Below are 17,405 nucleotides of genomic sequence, written 5' to 3'. Positions count from 1 at the left end.
ACCGACGGCGGCGATGCCCACTGACAGTGCACGGACCTGCACGGTCCCGCCCTCGCGACGGCCCGGTGCGGCACAGCTCCCCGCCGCCCGGGAGGCGATCCGGTGAGCCGTTCCCCGTTATCCGACCCGCTGGAGACGGCCCTGAGCCGGGTCTGGGCCCTCGGCGCGGCTGCCGGTCTCGCCATGGTCGGCCTTCTGGCCCACACCGAGCACTCCTCCGCACCAGGGCACCTTGCCGGCGTCCACGCTCCGCATCACCAGTGAAGGGAAGCCGATGTCCGGTCAGTACAACGTCGACACGTACCCCCTCCCCGTCTCGGTCGCGTTCAGCGGCCCCGACAACACCGGGAAGACCAAACAGATCGGAATCCTGGCCCGGCGCATGGGCCGGGCCGCGACCTCGGCAGGCCCGCTCGACCACTACGACCCCCGTTGGGGCGCCATCAAGGGTGACGGCATGGCCCGCTGGTGGTTCGAGACCGGCCCGGTCGAGGAGGTCGCCGATGTCCTCGCCACCTCCTACCTGGAACGCTCCCGACACCCTTTCTCCGCGCCGGTGCGCCTGCTGGACCGGGGCATCCCGATGCTGGAGGCGTCCGTCGCTGCGACGGTCGCCGTACGGGAGGACCTGGACGCCGCGCAGGCCGCAGACCGGGCCCGACTCCTGCTGGACCCGTACGAGACCGATCTACGGGCCGCCGAAGAGGGCGAGCACGCCCTCGTCCTTCTGCACTGCGACGACTCCGAGGAAGGCACCCGCCGGAGCCTGTCCCACGAGGTGACCGTCACCGACATCTACGCGGCGTACCAGCGCCACCTCCACGAGCAGATCAACCGGCTTGTCCGCGACGGTCGCTTCGCGATGTCGATCCGCATCGGTGACCGGCCCACCGTCACCATCCAGGACGAGGTGCGCCGGCTCCTGGCGCCCCTGCACCCGGAGGTGCCCGGCAGGGCTCTGGCAGGAGTGCACATCACCGCGCTGGGCGGCATGTCGGAGAGCGGCAAGAGCACGGCCGGCGAGTACCTGCGCACACAGCACGGCCACGCCCGCCTCAAGATCGGATACCTCATCGAGGACGCGGCAGGCCGGGCGGGGATTCACGATCCGTACCGGCTGGGACCGATCGTGCAGGCCGAGCTGATCGTGGACGCGCTGGACCGCTTCTGCCAGGCCCATCACTTCCTCGACTCCGTCAGCATCGAGTCGCTGCACGACTTCGACTCGACCGCCGAACTCGCTCGGATGCTCGGACCTCAGCTCAGCATCGCCTACCTGGACGCCTCCGAGGCCACGCGCACCAGGCGGGGCACCGCAGGAGCCCGGGATGTCGCCAACCGCGACCTCGTCAAGAGCGCACGAGGCGCGGACAAGATCGCCTCCATCGCCCACGAGGTCATCGGCAACGACGGGCCGCGCCTGGAGCTGGAGCGCCGGCTGGACCGCGTCGCGCTCGACCGCCGCTGGCCGGAGCACCAGCCCTGCACCATGCCGGTCAACGCACTCGGACTCCCCGTGCACCTGGAGTCCTACCTGGCCGAGTTCCTCGACCGCACCACCGGCATGCGCCCGCTGATCGACCTGCTGGCCGTCACCGGCAGCGGCGCCCGGGGCAAGTACCAGCACGGCTGGAGCGACCTCGACGTCCTGGTCGTGGCCGACACTTCCGCCCTCGACGAGATGCGCCAGATCCTCGCGGAACTGGAGGCCGAACTCGGCGGGGTCAAACTGGGCATGACCGTATTGACCCGAGCCGAGTGCCGGGTCGGCGCCGTCACCTCCCGAATCCTCCACGTCCTCGCGCTCATCGGCAGCGGGGCGCTGGCCCCTCTGTGGTCCACCCCCGGGTTGGCTCTGCCCGCTCCAGACGCGGTCACCGACGTCGCCGTGAGCCTGCGCGACGGCATCCAGGCCGCCATCGAGATCCGTCGCCAGCTCCTCAAGGGAACACCCGACCTCCGCGGCCTCTACAAGGTCACCGCGCTGCTCGCGAAGATCCAGCTCCGCTTCAGCGGGATCGAGTGCCCCTCCGACAGCGACGCCCTCATCGTCCTCCTCGACGCCGAACGGCAGGACACGAGCGTGGTCGCCACCGCCCGCACCGAGCGACCCGCCGCCGAAGTACTCGCACGCCTCGTTCTCCAGGCTTGGCTGGACACCCTCCCCGGGGAGACACGGTGAGCGCGAGCGCCCGGCGGTCCCCGACGGCGCGGGCGCCTTCCACAAACCGGTGGCGACCCGCGAGCAGGCCGGAGCCGAGGCGAAGGGATGGGCGCGGCTCGCCTCCCGCATCGTGGTTCCGGCCCTTCACGGGCAGATCGCATTGCCGGACAGACAGTTCCTCGCCTATGAGGACGTCTTCGCCACCGATCGGTGCGAGCTGCTCATGGGAGACGTGATCGCCCTCGCCGACCGTGATCCGGCCATGCAGCCCCGCTTGGACCGCCTTGTGGGCGGCGTCTGCGCCGACCTGCGGGCGGCGGCCGAGGAGACCGGGAAGAGCGTGCCGCTGGCCGAGTGCATCCCGGCCCTCTACCTCGACCGCATCCGTCCCGGTGGTCGGCTGGACCGCTGGTACCTGCGCCGTGACCTGCCGCTCGCCCTGCCCCATACCGATACGACCCTCACCCTCCGGGAGCTGGCCGACTTCACCCTCACCGCCAACGGCAGGCAGCTGACGGTGAACGTCGCCGACACCATCGACAGCCTCCGCCTCGCCCTGGCTCCCGACCGCCGTCGGCCCGCCGGCATGACGCAAGGCGACCCCACGGAACCGAACATCGCCGACCCCTTGTGCTGGCTCGACTTCGAGTTCGCCGGCCGTAACACCGTCGCGGGCGAGGCCGCCAACCTGCTCTGGTACCTGATGGCCCTGGGCGGCTGGCTCGTCCCCCGCTACCAGCCCGACGTGTACGCCCGCACCCTCCGCCTCGCCCTGCCGCCACTGTCCCGCCCGCGCATCGAGCACCTGGAACTGCACCAGAGCAATCGGCACATCGACGTCCGGTACTCCTGGAACACCGGCCCCGGCCGCGGTGCGGCCATCACACGAGCCCTGGACGGTCTTCGCGGGGAGAACGGCAGCGGCCTGGAGGAGATCCACGCCTTCCTCGCCCTACGGATCCTCGGGGTCATTCCGGTCTCCCGGCTGACCGGACACGATCTCCTGCTCGTCCTGATCAAGCTTGCCGAGAGCCAGGACCCGCTCACGACGATCGACACCTTCTTCACGACCGCGTCGGCCCCCCATCCCGGTGAAGGGAGCAGCAATGTCCCTGTCCCTGCTTGAGGCCCCTCTCCGGACCCGGCCGCTCCAGGGCCGCAACGCCCTCGTCACCGGCGGGGCCACCGGGATCGGTGCCGAGATCGGACGGGCGCTCGCCGCCGCCGGAGCGACCGTCGCGGTCAACTACCTCGACCACGATACTGACGCCCACGCCCACGCCCTCCTCGCCGCCTTCGAGCGCGCAGGCAGCCCCGGGATCGCGGTGAACGCCGACTTGACCGATCCGGGTGCCGTCCAGACCATGGCAGACCTCGTCCGCGCCGAGATCGGACCCGTCGACATCCTGGTGAACAACGCTGGCGCCTACCCCCGAGTCCCCTGGCAGGACACCGACGAGACCGCCTGGAAATCCTCCCTCGACGTGAACCTAACCGCCCACTACCGCACCTGCCACGCGCTCACTCCCGGCATGGTCGAACGCCGCTGGGGCCGGATCGTGAACATCGGCAGTGTCAATGCCCGCGTCGGCCGGACGAACCTCGTCGCGTACAGCACCGCGAAGGCCGGGATGCTGGGCCTGACCCGCTCCCTCGCCCGCGAACTGGGCCCGTACGGGATCTGCGTCAACACGGTCATGCCCGGCGCCATCCAGGTCGAGGCCGAGAACACCATCCCCACCCAGCACCGTGCGCGGCCGGAGGACCAGATCAAGCGCCAGTGCGTTCCTCGCCGTGGCCGGCCCGAAGATGTCGCGGCCCTGGTGGCGTTCCTCGTGGGCCCCTCCGCCTCGTTTATCACGGGGCAGTCCGTCCACGTCGACGGCGGCTGGCTGCTGCACTGAGACTGCCAACAAGCAAGGAGACAAACAGAAATGATCGAACGAGTCCGCGCCGTCCTCGTCACCGCCGACGACACGATGCTGGTCATTCGCCGCACCAGGCCCGGCATCCCCGAGTACTGGGTCCTGCCCGGCGGCGGCGTTGAACCCGGCGACGAGTCCCGGGAGGCCGCCCTCCACCGGGAGATCCAAGAGGAGATCGCGGGGAAGGCCGACATCATCCGCCTCCTCCACACGATGGAGTCCGACGACGAGTGCCAGCTCTTCTACCTTGCCCGCATCGCGACCTGGTCCTTCGCTGATCGTACCGGGCCGGAGTTCAGCGCCGAAGGGAGAGGCGAATACGCGTTGGAGGAGATCCCATTGACCATGGAAGGGCTCGATGGCATTGACCTCAAGCCCGAGGAGATCGCCCACGTCCTGCGGGGAGCCATCAGCGCCGGAAGCATCGGAGGCGAGGCATCGCTCTGAGCCTTCGAGCACATCAACGCACCACTGGGGCCGGCACTGGGATGAGCCGGCCCTGGCAGCGTTCCCATGCACTGCTGGCTTGACACCGTCTTGCTGTCGGAAGCACTTGACGGAGTACCAGGCAGCGAACCGGGCCCGCGGCTGCTCGGGGCCGTCCGAGGGGGACCAAGGACGGCCACCGATGACCGACGACGACCACGGTCGAGTGTCCGTCCGCGGCGGTGCGGTGGGGCATCAGTCCAGCTAGACCCACGTATCCAGCCACATCCTCGCCCGCCACTGGTCGATCGGGATCGCCGTGCCGGTGAACAGGGGCCAGAAGTAGATGAAGTTCCAGGTGATCAGCAGGACCAGGATGCCCGCCGAGGTGGCGCCGATCACGCGGCGGGTGTCGTTGGAGCCCGGTGGGCCGATGATCGCGCCGATCATCATCGCCACGGCCAGGCACAGGAAGGGCACGAAGACGACCGCGTAGAAGAAGAAGATCGTCCGGTCCTGGTAGAGGAACCAGGGCAGGTAGCCGGCCGCGATCGCGCAGGCGATGGCGCCGGCCCGCCAGTCGCGGCGGAAGGCCCACCGCCACAGGATGTACAGGATCGCGAAGCAGGCCGCCCACCACAGCAGCGGCGTGCCGAGCGCCAGCACCTCGCGGGCGCACTTCTGCCCCGCGTCCGCCGGGCAGCCGCCGGTGCCGGGGTCGGGGGACTCGTAGAAGTACGACACCGGGCGGCCCAGCACCAGCCAGCTCCACGGGTTGGACTGGTAGGTGTGCGGGGAGTCCAGGTGGAGGTGGAACTCGTACACCTCGTGCTCGTAGTGCCACAGGCTGCGCACCCAGTCCGGCAGGAAGGACCAGAAGCCGCCCCTGCCGTCGGTGATCGCCCAGTTGCGGAAGTAGCCGCCGGTGCCGTCCGTCGGGGAGAGGATCCAGCCGAGCCAGGACAGGAGGTAGACGGCGATGGAGACCGGGACCGTCGCGAGGAAGGTGATCCCCGTGTCGTACTTCAGGACCGCCAGGCGCGGGTGCCGGGCGCCGGCCACCTTGCGGGCGCCGACGTCCCACAGGACCGCCATCACGCAGAACGCGGCCATGACGTAGGCGCCGTTCCACTTGGTGCCGATGGCCAGGCCCAGCATCAGCCCGGCCGCCCAGCGCCAGGGGCGCCACCCGAACCGGAAGGAGTCCGCCACCCGCGCGTTCGGGCGGACCAGGCCGTCCGGTCCCGCGGGCAGCGCGGCGGCCAGTCTCGCCCGTGACCGGTCCCGGTCGATGAGCAGACAGCCGAACGCGGCCACCACGAAGAACATCAGCACGCCGTCGAGCAGCGAGGTGCGGCTCATCACGAAGTGCAGCCCGTCCACCGCCAGCAGCCCGCCCGCGAGGCAGCCCAGGAACGTCGAGCGGAACATCCGGCGCCCGATCCGGCACAGCATCAGCACGCTCAGCGTGCCGAGCAGCGCGGTCATGAACCGCCAGCCGAACGGGTTGAAGCCGAACATCAGCTCGCCGAGCCCGATCACGTACTTGCCGACCGGCGGGTGCACGACGTACGCCGCGTCGGCCGGGATGGCGAGATGGCCGTGCGTCTGGAGGACCAGGTCGTTGGCGTTCTTGTCCCAGTTGACCTCGAAACCGCGGTGGACCAGCGCCCACGCGTCCTTGGCGTAGTACGTCTCGTCGAATATCACCGCCCGCGGGCTGCCCAGGTTCCAGAACCGCAGCACGCCCGCGACCAGCGTCACCAGCAGCGGCCCCACCCAGCCCGACCAGCGGGTGATCCGCTCGGCCAGGACCGGCGGGGCGCCGATCGCCCGCCACAGCCGCGGGCTCGGCTCCGTGTACGGCGGCACCAGCCGGTCCCGGACGTCGCCCGCGGGCGCGTCGGCCGCCGGCGCGTACCCGAACCGGCGCAGCCGCTGCTGCCACGGCGGCCGCCGGTCGTGCGGCGCCTGGCCCTGCCTCTGATCCATGGAGGACGCGGTACTGGTCACCGCGCCATCGTAGGGAACGGTGCTGTGCGAGTCCCGTGCAAGCGCGGCGCGGACCGCGAAGCGGTCGTTTTCCTCCGGCCCGAGGGCCCCTGCGAGGATGGGGGCGTGACTGGAACCCTTGTCCTCGCAGGAACCCCCATCGGCGACACCGCGGACGCGCCGCCCCGACTGGCCCAGGAGCTGGCCGCCGCGGACGTGGTCGCCGCCGAGGACACCCGCCGGCTGCGCCGCCTCACCCAGGCGCTCGGCGTCACGCCGGGCGGCCGCGTGGTGTCGTACTTCGAGGGCAACGAGTCCGCGCGCACGCCGGAGCTGGTCGAGGAGCTGCTCGGCGGGGCGCGGGTGCTGCTCGTCACGGACGCCGGCATGCCGTCGGTCTCCGACCCCGGCTACCGGCTGGTCGCGGCGGCCGTCGAGAAGGACATCCGGGTCACCGCCGTGCCCGGCCCGTCCGCCGTGCTCACCGCGCTCGCCCTGTCCGGGCTGCCCGTCGACCGGTTCTGCTTCGAGGGCTTCCTGCCGCGCAAGGCGGGCGAACGGCTGTCCCGGCTGCGGGAGGTCGCCGACGAGCGGCGCACGCTGGTCTACTTCGAGGCCCCGCACCGCCTCGACGACACCCTCGCCGCGATGGCCGAGGTCTTCGGCGCCGAGCGGCGGGCCGCGGTGTGCCGGGAGCTGACGAAGACGTACGAGGAGGTGCGCCGCGGCCCGCTGGCCGAGCTGGCGCGGTGGGCCGCGGAGGGGGTGCGCGGCGAGATCACGGTGGTGGTCGAGGGCGCGCCCGAGACCGGGCCGGAGGAGCTGGACGCGGAGGAACTGGTGCGCCGGGTGCGGGTGCGCGAGGAGGCCGGGGAGCGGCGCAAGGAGGCGATCGCGGCGGTGGCGGTGGAGGCCGGGTTGCCCAAGAGAGTGGTGTTCGACGCCGTTGTGGCCGCGAAGCGCTCCGCAGGCTGAGGACGCGGTTCGGGGTGTGCCGCCGGGGAGCGGCGCGCCGCGGGATACGGGTGGTTCCGGGTCGCTCGCGCCCGCGCGGCGGAGCCACGCGTCGATCGCCCGCACCCCCTGCGAGCAGCGATCTTCTCGGATGAGCAGATGGGCCAACGGGTGGCAAAAGGCTGTCGCCGTTGGCAAAGCCGAGAGGCGGCAAGCGGGGGCCTTTCGGCAAGGAAGAGCCAAATCGCCTCCAACACTCGACAGCCTTGATGCGTTCGCGCCCGCGAAGGCGTCCACTGGTCGAAGGGACCCCGCTCAGGGGTACTCGTCCAGCGGAAACGAGGAGCTGGCATGGGTGAGATCGCAGGGCGGACCGGCCTCCGCGGTACGGCCGCCGCCGTCGTCCACGAGTCGTACGCGTTCGCCTGCATGAACTGCGGGCACGGCTGGGAGCAGTCGTACGCGATAGAGCACCACACGGACGCCGACGGGCAGCGGTACGTGGTGTACGTGGCCGACGGCCGCGTCGTGCCGTCCCCGCTGCGCCGCCCCACCTGCCAGAACTGCGACGGCCACGTGCTGCGGATCATGCGCGCCGGGCAGGTGTCGTCGGTGCGGGGCGCGGGCGCGCGCCGGCCGCACAGCGCGCCGCTGGCCGGGCCGGTGGAGGTGCCTCAGGTGCCGGTCGCGGGCGAGGGGACCGCCGGGGTGGCCGGGTCCGGGGCGCAGCACCACTGGCATCTGTCGGATCTGCTGCACCCCTTCCAGCGGAAGGCGGGCTGAGCGCCGGCGTTCCGGCGGGAGGCCGACTCAGCCCCGGCGTTCCGGCGGGAGGCGGCCGGGGCCTGAGGTTCGGTGGTGAGGTGGCCGGGGCCCGTGGTTCCGGTGGGGAGGTGGTCGTGCCCCTTTCGTAGGATCGGGGCATGCCTTCGAACGCCGGCCAGAGCGGCTCCCGGGGCGACAAGAACGCGGCCCCGCCGCTGCCCGCACCCCTGCGGGTGCCCGTCGCCGACTCCCACACCCACCTCGACATGCAGTCCGGCACCGTCGAGGAAGGCCTGGCGAAGGCCGCGTCGGTGGGGGTGACCACGGTCGTCCAGGTCGGCTGCGACATCAGCGGCTCCCGGTGGGCGGCCGAGATCGCGAAGGCCCACGAGAGCGTGCACGCCGCCGTCGCCCTGCACCCCAACGAGGCCCCGCGCATCGTCCACGGGGACCCCGACGGCTGGTCCCGGCAGGCGGCCAGGGAGCCGGGCGGCCAGGGGGCGCTGGACGAGGCGCTCGCCGAGATCGACCGGCTCGCCGCCCTGCCCCACGTCAGGGGCGTCGGCGAGACCGGCCTCGACTACTTCCGCACGGGCCCCGAGGGCAAGGACGCCCAGGAGCGGTCCTTCCGCGCGCACATCGAGATCGCCAAGCGGCACGGCAAGGCGCTCGTCATCCACGACCGCGAGGCCCACGCCGACGTGCTGCGCGTGCTGGCGGAGGAGGGCGCCCCCGAGCGCACCGTCTTCCACTGCTACTCCGGCGACGCCGAGATGGCCCGGATCTGCGCCCGCGAGGGCTATTTCATGTCCTTCGCCGGAAACGTCACCTTCAAGAACGCCCAGGACCTGCGCGACGCCCTCGCCGTCGCCCCGCTGGAACTGGTCCTCGTGGAGACCGACGCGCCCTTCCTCACCCCGGCGCCGTACCGCGGACGGCCCAACGCGCCCTACCTCGTTCCGGTCACCGTGCGCGCGATGGCCGCCGTACGCGGCATCGACGAAGACGCGCTGGCGACGGCCCTGAACGCGAACACGGCCCGCGCCTTCGACTACCAGGCGTAGGGAACTGGATAGCGTTCCGTAGTCGCGTCGCCTTGGAGAGTGACCGGGGCTCCGCTAGGTTCTGCCCCCGATCCGGACCTTTCGGCCCCTCTGGAGCGTGTCGGCGTGAGCAGCAAACCGCGATTGGAGACCGGTGCGGCGTCGGGGGCGTCGCCGGAGCGACCTGGTGGACGGCGCGCGCGCCGGCGCGGGGCGCGGGCGGCCGGGCGCCCGGACTCCGTGGTGCGCCGGTTGCTGCCGCAAGCGCTGGTGGTGGCCTTCCTGGCCGGCGGCACCACCTCGTTCGTCGCGCAGGACCGGGCGATCCGGCTCGAACTCGACGGCCGGCCGCAGGCGCTGCACACCTTCGCCGACGACGTGAACGCGCTGCTCGCCGAGCAGGGCGTGCGGGTGGGGGAGCACGACCTGGTGGCGCCCGCCCCCGACACGCCCCTCACCGGCGGCGACGCGATCGCGGTGCGTTACGGCCGTCCCGTGCGGCTCACCCTCGACGGCCGGCGGCACAAGGTCTGGACGACGGCGCGCACGGTGGACGGGGCGCTGCGGGAGCTGGGGGTGCGCGCCGAGGGCGCGTATCTGTCGGCCTCGCGCTCCCGGAGCATCGGCCGCGCGGGGCTCGCGCTCGACGTCCGCACCGAGCGGGCGGTCACGGTCATGGCCGACGGGCGGGCCCGCGCCCTGCGCACCAACGCGGCGACGGCGGGCGAGGCGGTCGAGGAGGCCGGGATCACCCTGGACGCCGACGACAGGCTCTCCGTCCCGGCCGGCAGCTTCCCGCGCGACGGGCAGACCGTCACGGTGCTGCGGGTGACCGGGGGCCGGCAGACCCGCGAGGAGGAGATCCCGTACCGCGTCGAGCGGACGTACGACTCCACGCTGCTCAAGGGCACCGAGGTCGTCGAGCGCCCCGGACGCCCCGGGCTGCGGCGGATCACGTACCTGCTGCGCACGGTCGACGGGGTGCGTCAGGCGCCGCGCCGGGAGCGGACGCGGCTGGTGCGGTCGCCGCGCGAGCAGGTGGTCCGGGTCGGCACGAAGGCGCTGCCGCGCTCGGCCGCGAGGGTCGACGCGCTCGACTGGCACGGGCTGGCCGTGTGCGAGTCCGGCGGTGATCCGCGCGCGGTGGACGCCTCGGGGACGTACGGAGGGCTGTACCAGTTCGACACGCGCACCTGGCACGCGCTCGGGGGCATGGGGCGGCCGCAGGACGCGTCGGCCGCCGAGCAGACCGCGCGGGCGAAGAAGCTGTACCGGCGACGCGGGGAGAGCCCCTGGCCGCACTGCGGGGCGCGGCTGCACGGGTAGGCCGGGGCCGTACCGCCGCACCGCCCGCACCGCCCGCACCGCCCGCACCGCCCGCACCGCCCGCACCGCCCGCACCCCTGCGTGGCGCCCGGTCCCGCACCCCTGCGTGGCGCCCGGTCCCGCACCCCTGCGCGGCGCCCGGCTCCGGGGACCTGGCAAGGGGGCCGCCCCCCGCCCCGTACCCTTGTCCCGTGAGCAGCCCCACCCCCGATTCCCTCCTCGGCCCCGCCGACATCCGCGAACTCGCGGCGGCGCTCGGTGTCCGCCCCACCAAACAGCGCGGCCAGAACTTCGTGATCGACGCGAACACGGTCCGCCGGATCGTCCGTACCGCCGGGGTGCGCCCCGACGACACCGTCGTGGAGGTCGGCCCGGGGCTCGGCTCGCTCACCCTCGCGCTGCTGGAGGCCGCCGACCGCGTCACCGCCGTGGAGATCGACGACGTACTCGCCGCCGCCCTCCCCGCGACCGTCGCCGCCCGCATGCCCGCCCGCGCCGACCGTTTCGCGCTGGTCCACTCCGACGCGATGCACGTCACCGAGCTGCCGGGCCCCGCCCCGACCGCCCTCGTCGCGAACCTGCCGTACAACGTCGCCGTCCCCGTGCTGCTGCACATGCTCGACACCTTCCCGAGCATCGAGCGCACCCTGGTGATGGTGCAGGCCGAGGTCGCCGACCGCCTCGCCGCCGCCCCCGGCTCCAAGGTGTACGGGGTCCCGTCCGTGAAGGCCAACTGGTACGCCGAGGTCAAGCGCGCCGGCGCCATCGGGCGCAACGTCTTCTGGCCCGCGCCGAACGTCGACAGCGGGCTCGTCTCCCTCGTCCGGCGCGCCGAGCCGATCAAGACGACGGCCACGAAGCGGCAGGTCTTCGCGGTGGTCGACGCGGCCTTCGCGCAGCGCCGCAAGACCCTGCGGGCCGCGCTCGCCGGCTGGGCCGGTTCGGCCGCCGCCGCCGAGGCCGCGCTGGTCGCCGCCGGGGTCTCCCCGCAGGCCCGCGGCGAGTCGCTGACGGTCGAGGAGTTCGCCCGCATCGCCGAGCACGCCCAGACCGGCGCGTGACGCCGGCACCCCGCACAGCCCAAGGAGCGCAGTGAGCGTCACGGTCCGCGTCCCCGCCAAGGTCAACGTCCAGCTCGCGGTGGGCGCCGCCCGCCCCGACGGGTTCCACGACCTCGCCAACGTCTTCCTCGCCGTCGGCCTGTACGACGAGGTCACGGTCACCCCCGCCCCCGGACTGCGGGTCACCTGCGCGGGCCCGGACGCCGCCCAGGTCCCCCTGGACCGCACCAACCTCGCCGCCCGCGCCGCCCTCGCGCTCGCCGCGCGCCGGGGCATCGAGCCGAACGTGCACCTCCACATCGACAAGGACATCCCCGTCGCCGGCGGGATGGCGGGCGGCAGCGCGGACGGCGCGGGCGCGCTGCTCGCCTGCGACGCGCTGTGGGGCACGGGAGCATCGCGGGCCGAACTCCTCGCGATCTGCGCTGAGTTGGGCAGCGATGTGCCGTTCAGCCTGGTCGGTGGTGCCGCGCTGGGCGTCGGCCGCGGTGAGCGGCTGACCGGCCTCGACGTCGGCGGCACCTTCCACTGGGTGTTCGCGATGGCCGAGCGGGGGCTGTCCACGCCGGCGGTCTTCCGCGAGTTCGACCGGCTGGCCGAGGGCCGCGCGATCCCGGAGCCGGTGGCCTCGCAGGACCTGCTGGACGCGCTGGCGAAGGGCGACGCCGACGCGCTGGCGGCGGCCGTCACCAACGACCTCCAGCCGGCCGCGCTGTCCCTCTTCCCCGAACTGTCCGCCACGCTCGCCGCCGGCCAGGACGCGGGCGCACTCGCCTGCCTGGTCTCGGGCTCGGGACCGACGACGGCCTTCCTCACGCGGGACGCCGAGTCGGCGGAGACGGTCGCGGGGGCCCTGCGGTCGTCGGGCACCTGCCGCACGGTACGGACGGCGGCGGGGCCGGTGGCGGGGGCGACGGTCCTTTAGGGCTTCAGAGGGCGTCGATTTCGGTCAGGTCGATGTCGATGTCGTAGGGAACGCTGATTTTGACGTGGTCGTGGTAGATGCCGGTCAGCGCGTACGTGCCGGTGGCCTCGCCGAGTTCGTAGACCTGGACGACAGGGTGGTCGTCCTGGCCCGCCATGTCGACCAGCCAGAAGTGAGGGATACCGGCGGCCGCGTACTTGTGCGGCTTGTAGTCCCGGTCGCGGGCCTTGGAGTCAGGTGAGATGACTTCGACGGCGACCAGGACATCGGCCGCCTTGAAGTGGGTCTGACACCGATCGATGAGGGCTTCGGCGCGGACGACGGAGATATCCGGCTCGGGACCGTTGTGCCTGTCGATGACGACGGTCATCTCCCTGGCGACCCTCAGGTCCGGGGGCAGAGTGCGGCGTAGCCCGCTGACCAGCAGGTCGATCGCGGTGGAGTGGAAATAGCGCTGCGGACTCACGAAGACCAGGCTCCCGTCGAGCAACTCGGTGTGCGGCGGGAGATCAGGCAGTGTGAACAGGTCGTCCACGGTGTAGCCGTCGTGCGGCGGCACCGGCCAGTGGACCCGGTGCTCTCCGGACTCGGCGGTCATGGTTCCTCCCATGGACGGGATCCTGCTGCCTGCCCTCCACGGTAGCGGCCCTTTCTCGATCATGTCATCACAAAGAGTGACCAACTCCTCGCGCGCCGTCCCCCTCCTCCGAGGGCCTACGCTAGAAGGCTGACCGACCCCCGCGCGCAGGAGTGAAATGGCCGTCAATCTGGTCAATGTCGAGAACGTCAGCAAGGTGTACGGCACCCGTGCCCTGCTGGACGGTGTCTCGCTCGGTGTGCAGGAAGGGGACCGGATCGGGGTCGTCGGCCGCAACGGTGACGGGAAGACCACCCTGATCCGGATGCTCGCCAAGCTGGAGGAGGCCGACACCGGCCGCGTCACCCACTCCGGCGGGCTGCGCCTCGGCGTGCTCACCCAGCACGACTCGCTCGACCCGGCCGCCACCGTCCGCCATGAGGTGATCGGCGACATGGCCGACCACGAGTGGGCCGGCAACGCCAAGGTCAGGGACGTGCTGACCGGCCTGTTCGGCGGCCTGGACCTGCCGGGCTTCCCCAAGGGCCTGGACACCGTCATCGGCCCGCTCTCCGGTGGCGAGCGGCGCCGCATCGCGCTGGCCAAGCTGCTCATCGAGGAACAGGACCTGCTGGTCCTGGACGAGCCCACCAACCACCTCGACGTCGAGGGCATCTCCTGGCTCGCCCGGCACCTGCAGACCCGCCGCTCGGCGCTGGTCTGCGTGACCCACGACCGCTGGTTCCTGGACCAGGTCTGCACCCGCATGTGGGACGTGCAGCGCGGCGACGTGTACGAGTACGAGGGCGGCTACTCCGACTACGTCTTCGCGCGCGCCGAGCGCGAGCGCATCGCCGCCACCGAAGAGGTCAAGCGGCAGAACCTGATCCGCAAGGAGCTGGCCTGGCTGCGCCGCGGCGCGCCCGCCCGTACCTCCAAGCCCCGCTTCCGGGTGGAGGCCGCCAACGAGCTGATCGCCGACGTGCCGCCGCCCCGCGACAGCAGCGAGCTGATGAAGTTCGCCTCCTCCCGGCTCGGCAAGACGGTCTTCGACCTGGAGGACGTCACCGTCCAGGCCGGCCCGAAGGTGCTGCTCAAGCACCTCACCTGGCAGCTCGGCCCCGGCGACCGGATCGGCCTCGTCGGCGTGAACGGGGCCGGCAAGACCTCGCTGCTGCGCGCCATGGCCGAGGCCGCCCGCACCGAGGGCGAGGAGCAGCCGGCCGCCGGCCGGATCGCCGTCGGCCGGACGGTCAAGCTCGCCTACCTCTCCCAGGAGGTCGCCGAACTCGACCCCACCTGGCGGGTCCTGGAGGCCGTGCAGCGCGTGCGCGAGCGCGTCGACCTCGGCAAGGGCCGCGAGATGACCGCGGGTCAGCTGTGCGAGACCTTCGGGTTCGGCAAGGAGAAGCAGTGGACGCCGGTCGGGGACCTCTCCGGCGGTGAGCGCCGCCGCCTCCAGCTGCTGCGGCTGCTGATGGACGAGCCCAACGTGCTCTTCCTGGACGAGCCCACCAACGACCTCGACATCGAGACCCTCACCCAGCTCGAAGACGTCCTCGACGGCTGGCCCGGCTCGATGATCGTCATCTCCCACGACCGGTTCTTCGTGGAGCGCACCACCGACCGGGTGTTCGCCCTGCTCGGCGACGGCGCCCTGCGGATGCTGCCGCGCGGCATCGACGAGTACCTGGAGCGCCGTCGGCGGATGGAGGAGGCGGTCGCCGAGCGGAGCGCCGCCGCCGCGCCCAAGCCGGCCACGCAGGAGAAGAGCGCCGCCGACCAGCGCGCCGCCAAGAAGGAACTCCAGAAGATCGAGCGGCAGTTGGACAAGGTCTCCGAGAAGGAGACCAAGCTGCACGCCCAGATCGCCGAGAACGCGACGGACTTCGCGAAGGTGGCCGAGCTGGACGCCCGACTGCGGGAACTCTCCGGCGAACGCGAGGAGTTGGAGCTGCGCTGGCTGGAGCTGGCGGAGGACGCGTAACACCCCGTCCGCCGCGAATCAGCCAGCGCGGCGGACGGTTCGCCCCCGGCGCCCGACGGGCCGCGCGTGCGCCGCGTGAAGGGGGCGTGAAGGCGCGTAACGACGGCATCACGGGCCGGTTCTCCCTTGGGAACAGGGAGGATCCGGCCCGCTGTGCTGTCCATGCCGAGTGATAGAAAGACCGTCTGAGAAACGTCTCCACAACGACCTTGGGTCCGTCAAGAACCTCAGGGCGTGGCTAAAAATCAGTGAACGAGGGGGAAGAGCGCTGATGACTCAGCCGCCCGACCAGTCGCCCGACGGCGGCTTCGGAGCACCGCAGGACCCGAGAGATCCCAGGGACCCGAGGGACCCGCGGAACCAGCCTCCGCAAGACGGTGGCTTCGGCGCCCCGCCCCAGCAGGCGACGCCCACCGCCCCCGCGGCCCCGGCCGTCCCGCCGCCGACGGTCCTCTCCAAGCCGTCCGCGACCCCGCCCGCGCCCCAGGCCCAGCCCGGCCCGCCGCCGCAGCCGGGTCAGCCGCCCCAGCCCCCGCAGCAGCCGGCGCCCGGCTACGGCTATCCGCAGCAGCCCGGCCCCTACGGCGCCCCCACGGCACCAGGAACGCCTGGAGCCCCCGGCCCCTACGGCGCCCCCACGGCACCCGGAACTCCCGGCGCCCCCGGCCCCTACGGAGCCCCTACGGCACCCGGGACCCCCGGCCCCTACGGCTATCCGCAGCAGCCGGGCCCCTACGGGCAGCAGCCCCAGCCCGGTTACGGCTTCCCGCCGCAGCCGCCGTACCCCGGCGCGCCCGGTGCCCCCGGCACCGTGCCCGGCGGCCCCTTCCCGCCCCAGGGCGGCGGCAAGAAGAAGACGGCGCTGATCGTGGGCGCCGCGGCGGCCGCGCTGCTCGTCATAGCCGGCACCGTCTACGCCGTCACCAGCGGCGGCGACGACGGCAAGAAGAAGCCCGTGGCCGAGCAGAGCGGCAGCGGCGCGCCGACCCGGTCCGGCACCCCCTCGCCCTCCGCGTCCACCGGCGGTGACGACCCCGAGGACCTCAACAAGGGCCGCGCGCCCGGCGAGGCGAAGGTGCTCTGGTACAAGTCGGCACCGGACGCCCCCGGCTCGGGCGCCGACGCCCCCAGCATGTGGATCGCCGGGAACACGGTGGTGAAGGCGGCGTACAAGCAGGTCTTCGCCTACGACACCGGCAACGGCAGCTCCCCCTGGGGCCCCGTCGACTTCCCGCAGAAGATCTGCGCGGTCACCCCGCAGAAGTCGGACGACGGCAAGGTCGTCGTGGCGTACATGAACGGCACCAGTGACAACGCCAAGTGCAACCAGCTCGAACAGCTCGACCTCGCCACCGGCAAGAAGGGCTGGACCGCCCAGGTCGCCGACGGCGGGCTGTTCGACAGCGCGCTCAACGTCGAACTCAGTGTGGCCGGCGGCACGTTGATGGTGGGCCGCTCCGAGTCGGGCACCGCCTACGACATCGACAGCGGCAAGAAGCTGTACGACAAGAAGCGTTACGGCAACGCCTGCTTCCCGGCCGGGTACGCGGGCGGCGACGGCCGGCTCGTCCAGGTGGCGTCCTGCGGGGCCGGGACCAGCACCGAGCACGACGAGTTGCAGGCGCTCGACCCGGCCACCGGCAAGGTGAAGTGGACCCAGCCCCTCAAGAAGGGCTGGCAGGTCAGCCGGGTGTACTCGATGAACCCGCTCGTGGTCTACCTGACCAACGAGGACAAGAAGGTGTGGAACATCTCCACCTTCACCTCGGACGGCAAGTTCCGCTCCCAGGTCAAGGTCGACGAGAAGTTCTCGCCCAGCTGCGGCTGGGCGATCCTGGAGCGCGACCTCCAGGGCTGCCAGGGCGTCGCGGCCGACGCCGACACGCTCTACCTGCCCACGGACGCGACCTCCAGCGCCAACGAGATCGTCGCGATCAGCCTCGTCGACGGCACCGCGAAGTGGCGGGTCAAGTCCCCGGCGGACGAGCCGATGTCCCCGGTGAAGGTCGAGGGCGGCAAGCTCATCGCGTACGTGCAGCCGTCGTACGACGCGGGCGGCCAGGTGGTCTCGGTCCCGACCACCGGCTCCTCCCACACGACCACGAAGCTGCTCCAGAACCCGCAGGGCACCGCGGAGATCGAGGACACCTTCTTCGACGGCGTCGTGGACTGGGCCGACGGGCGCTTCATCATCTCGTCCGGCCGGCTGAACGGCAGCGACGAGGCCAAGGAGAAGCTGATCATGGCCTTCGGCAACTGA

The 17,405-nt window shown here is 72.2% G+C and carries 15 protein-coding genes; 13 read left to right on the top strand and 2 right to left on the bottom strand.

Annotated elements, in window-relative coordinates; all coding sequences use genetic code 11:
* The first annotated feature begins 102 nt into the window (after positions 1-102).
* Genes AB0927_RS10850 through AB0927_RS10830 form a run of 5 tightly spaced genes read left to right on the top strand, consistent with a single transcriptional unit; the run spans position 103 to position 4,536 of the window.
* On the top strand, positions 103-264 hold the full coding sequence (locus tag AB0927_RS10850; protein ID WP_366667218.1) for a hypothetical protein: 162 nt from the start codon (positions 103-105) through the stop codon (positions 262-264).
* A gap of 10 nt (positions 265-274) precedes the next feature.
* Positions 275-2,182: a nucleotidyltransferase domain-containing protein gene (locus AB0927_RS10845; protein ID WP_366667217.1), complete on the top strand. Its 1,908-nt coding sequence runs from the start codon at positions 275-277 to the stop codon at positions 2,180-2,182.
* A 49-nt stretch (positions 2,183-2,231) separates the two neighbouring features.
* Positions 2,232-3,290 (top strand): hypothetical protein, encoded by a 1,059-nt coding sequence (locus tag AB0927_RS10840; RefSeq protein ID WP_366667216.1) that lies wholly within the window; start codon positions 2,232-2,234, stop codon positions 3,288-3,290.
* Positions 3,271-4,068, top strand: coding sequence for an SDR family NAD(P)-dependent oxidoreductase (locus tag AB0927_RS10835; RefSeq protein ID WP_366667215.1), 798 nt, complete (start codon positions 3,271-3,273; stop codon positions 4,066-4,068). The genes AB0927_RS10840 and AB0927_RS10835 overlap by 20 nt, the downstream gene beginning before the upstream one ends.
* Positions 4,069-4,098: 30 nt before the next feature.
* The gene (locus tag AB0927_RS10830; RefSeq protein WP_366667214.1) at positions 4,099-4,536 is read left to right on the top strand and encodes an NUDIX domain-containing protein; all 438 of its coding nucleotides are present in this window, start codon (positions 4,099-4,101) and stop codon (positions 4,534-4,536) included.
* Positions 4,537-4,779: 243 nt separating this feature from the next.
* Here AB0927_RS10830 and AB0927_RS10825 read toward each other — a convergent pair whose 3' ends face one another.
* Entirely contained in the window at positions 4,780-6,528 is a 1,749-nt protein-coding gene (locus AB0927_RS10825) for a phospholipid carrier-dependent glycosyltransferase (protein WP_366667213.1), read from the bottom strand.
* 105 nt (positions 6,529-6,633) lie between these two features.
* Between AB0927_RS10825 and rsmI the strand changes: the two genes are divergently transcribed.
* The 6 genes from rsmI (at position 6,634) to AB0927_RS10795 (ending at position 12,581) form a co-directional block, all read left to right on the top strand.
* Positions 6,634-7,482, top strand: a complete 849-nt coding sequence (rsmI, locus tag AB0927_RS10820; protein WP_366667212.1) for a 16S rRNA (cytidine(1402)-2'-O)-methyltransferase — start codon at positions 6,634-6,636, stop codon at positions 7,480-7,482.
* A gap of 330 nt (positions 7,483-7,812) precedes the next feature.
* The gene (locus tag AB0927_RS10815; RefSeq protein WP_366667211.1) at positions 7,813-8,244 is read left to right on the top strand and encodes a hypothetical protein; all 432 of its coding nucleotides are present in this window, start codon (positions 7,813-7,815) and stop codon (positions 8,242-8,244) included.
* Between the two features lie 140 nt (positions 8,245-8,384).
* Positions 8,385-9,290: a TatD family hydrolase gene (locus AB0927_RS10810; protein WP_366667210.1), complete on the top strand. Its 906-nt coding sequence runs from the start codon at positions 8,385-8,387 to the stop codon at positions 9,288-9,290.
* Between the two features lie 105 nt (positions 9,291-9,395).
* On the top strand, positions 9,396-10,595 hold the full coding sequence (locus AB0927_RS10805; protein ID WP_366667209.1) for a ubiquitin-like domain-containing protein: 1,200 nt from the start codon (positions 9,396-9,398) through the stop codon (positions 10,593-10,595).
* Positions 10,596-10,786: 191 nt separating this feature from the next.
* A complete protein-coding gene (gene rsmA / locus AB0927_RS10800) occupies positions 10,787-11,656 on the top strand; it encodes a 16S rRNA (adenine(1518)-N(6)/adenine(1519)-N(6))-dimethyltransferase RsmA (RefSeq protein WP_366667208.1) in 870 nt (289 codons plus the stop codon).
* A gap of 31 nt (positions 11,657-11,687) precedes the next feature.
* Positions 11,688-12,581 (top strand): 4-(cytidine 5'-diphospho)-2-C-methyl-D-erythritol kinase, encoded by an 894-nt coding sequence (locus AB0927_RS10795; protein ID WP_366667207.1) that lies wholly within the window; start codon positions 11,688-11,690, stop codon positions 12,579-12,581.
* 4 nt (positions 12,582-12,585) lie between these two features.
* Here AB0927_RS10795 and AB0927_RS10790 read toward each other — a convergent pair whose 3' ends face one another.
* Positions 12,586-13,179: a Uma2 family endonuclease gene (locus AB0927_RS10790; protein ID WP_366667342.1), complete on the bottom strand. Its 594-nt coding sequence runs from the start codon at positions 13,177-13,179 to the stop codon at positions 12,586-12,588.
* Between the two features lie 157 nt (positions 13,180-13,336).
* On the opposite strand from AB0927_RS10790, the gene AB0927_RS10785 reads away from it, so the two are divergent.
* Both AB0927_RS10785 and AB0927_RS10780 read left to right on the top strand, forming a co-directional pair.
* Positions 13,337-15,145 (top strand): ABC-F family ATP-binding cassette domain-containing protein, encoded by a 1,809-nt coding sequence (locus AB0927_RS10785; RefSeq protein ID WP_366667206.1) that lies wholly within the window; start codon positions 13,337-13,339, stop codon positions 15,143-15,145.
* A gap of 271 nt (positions 15,146-15,416) precedes the next feature.
* Positions 15,417-17,405, top strand: coding sequence for a PQQ-binding-like beta-propeller repeat protein (locus AB0927_RS10780; RefSeq protein ID WP_366667205.1), 1,989 nt, complete (start codon positions 15,417-15,419; stop codon positions 17,403-17,405).

Origin of the sequence: Streptomyces sp. NPDC048106, assembly GCF_040706415.1 — a bacterium.
GTDB lineage: Bacteria > Actinomycetota > Actinomycetes > Streptomycetales > Streptomycetaceae > Streptomyces.
The sequence above is the reverse complement of the archived record's forward strand: the minus strand, read 5'-3'. Positions and strand labels throughout refer to the sequence as shown.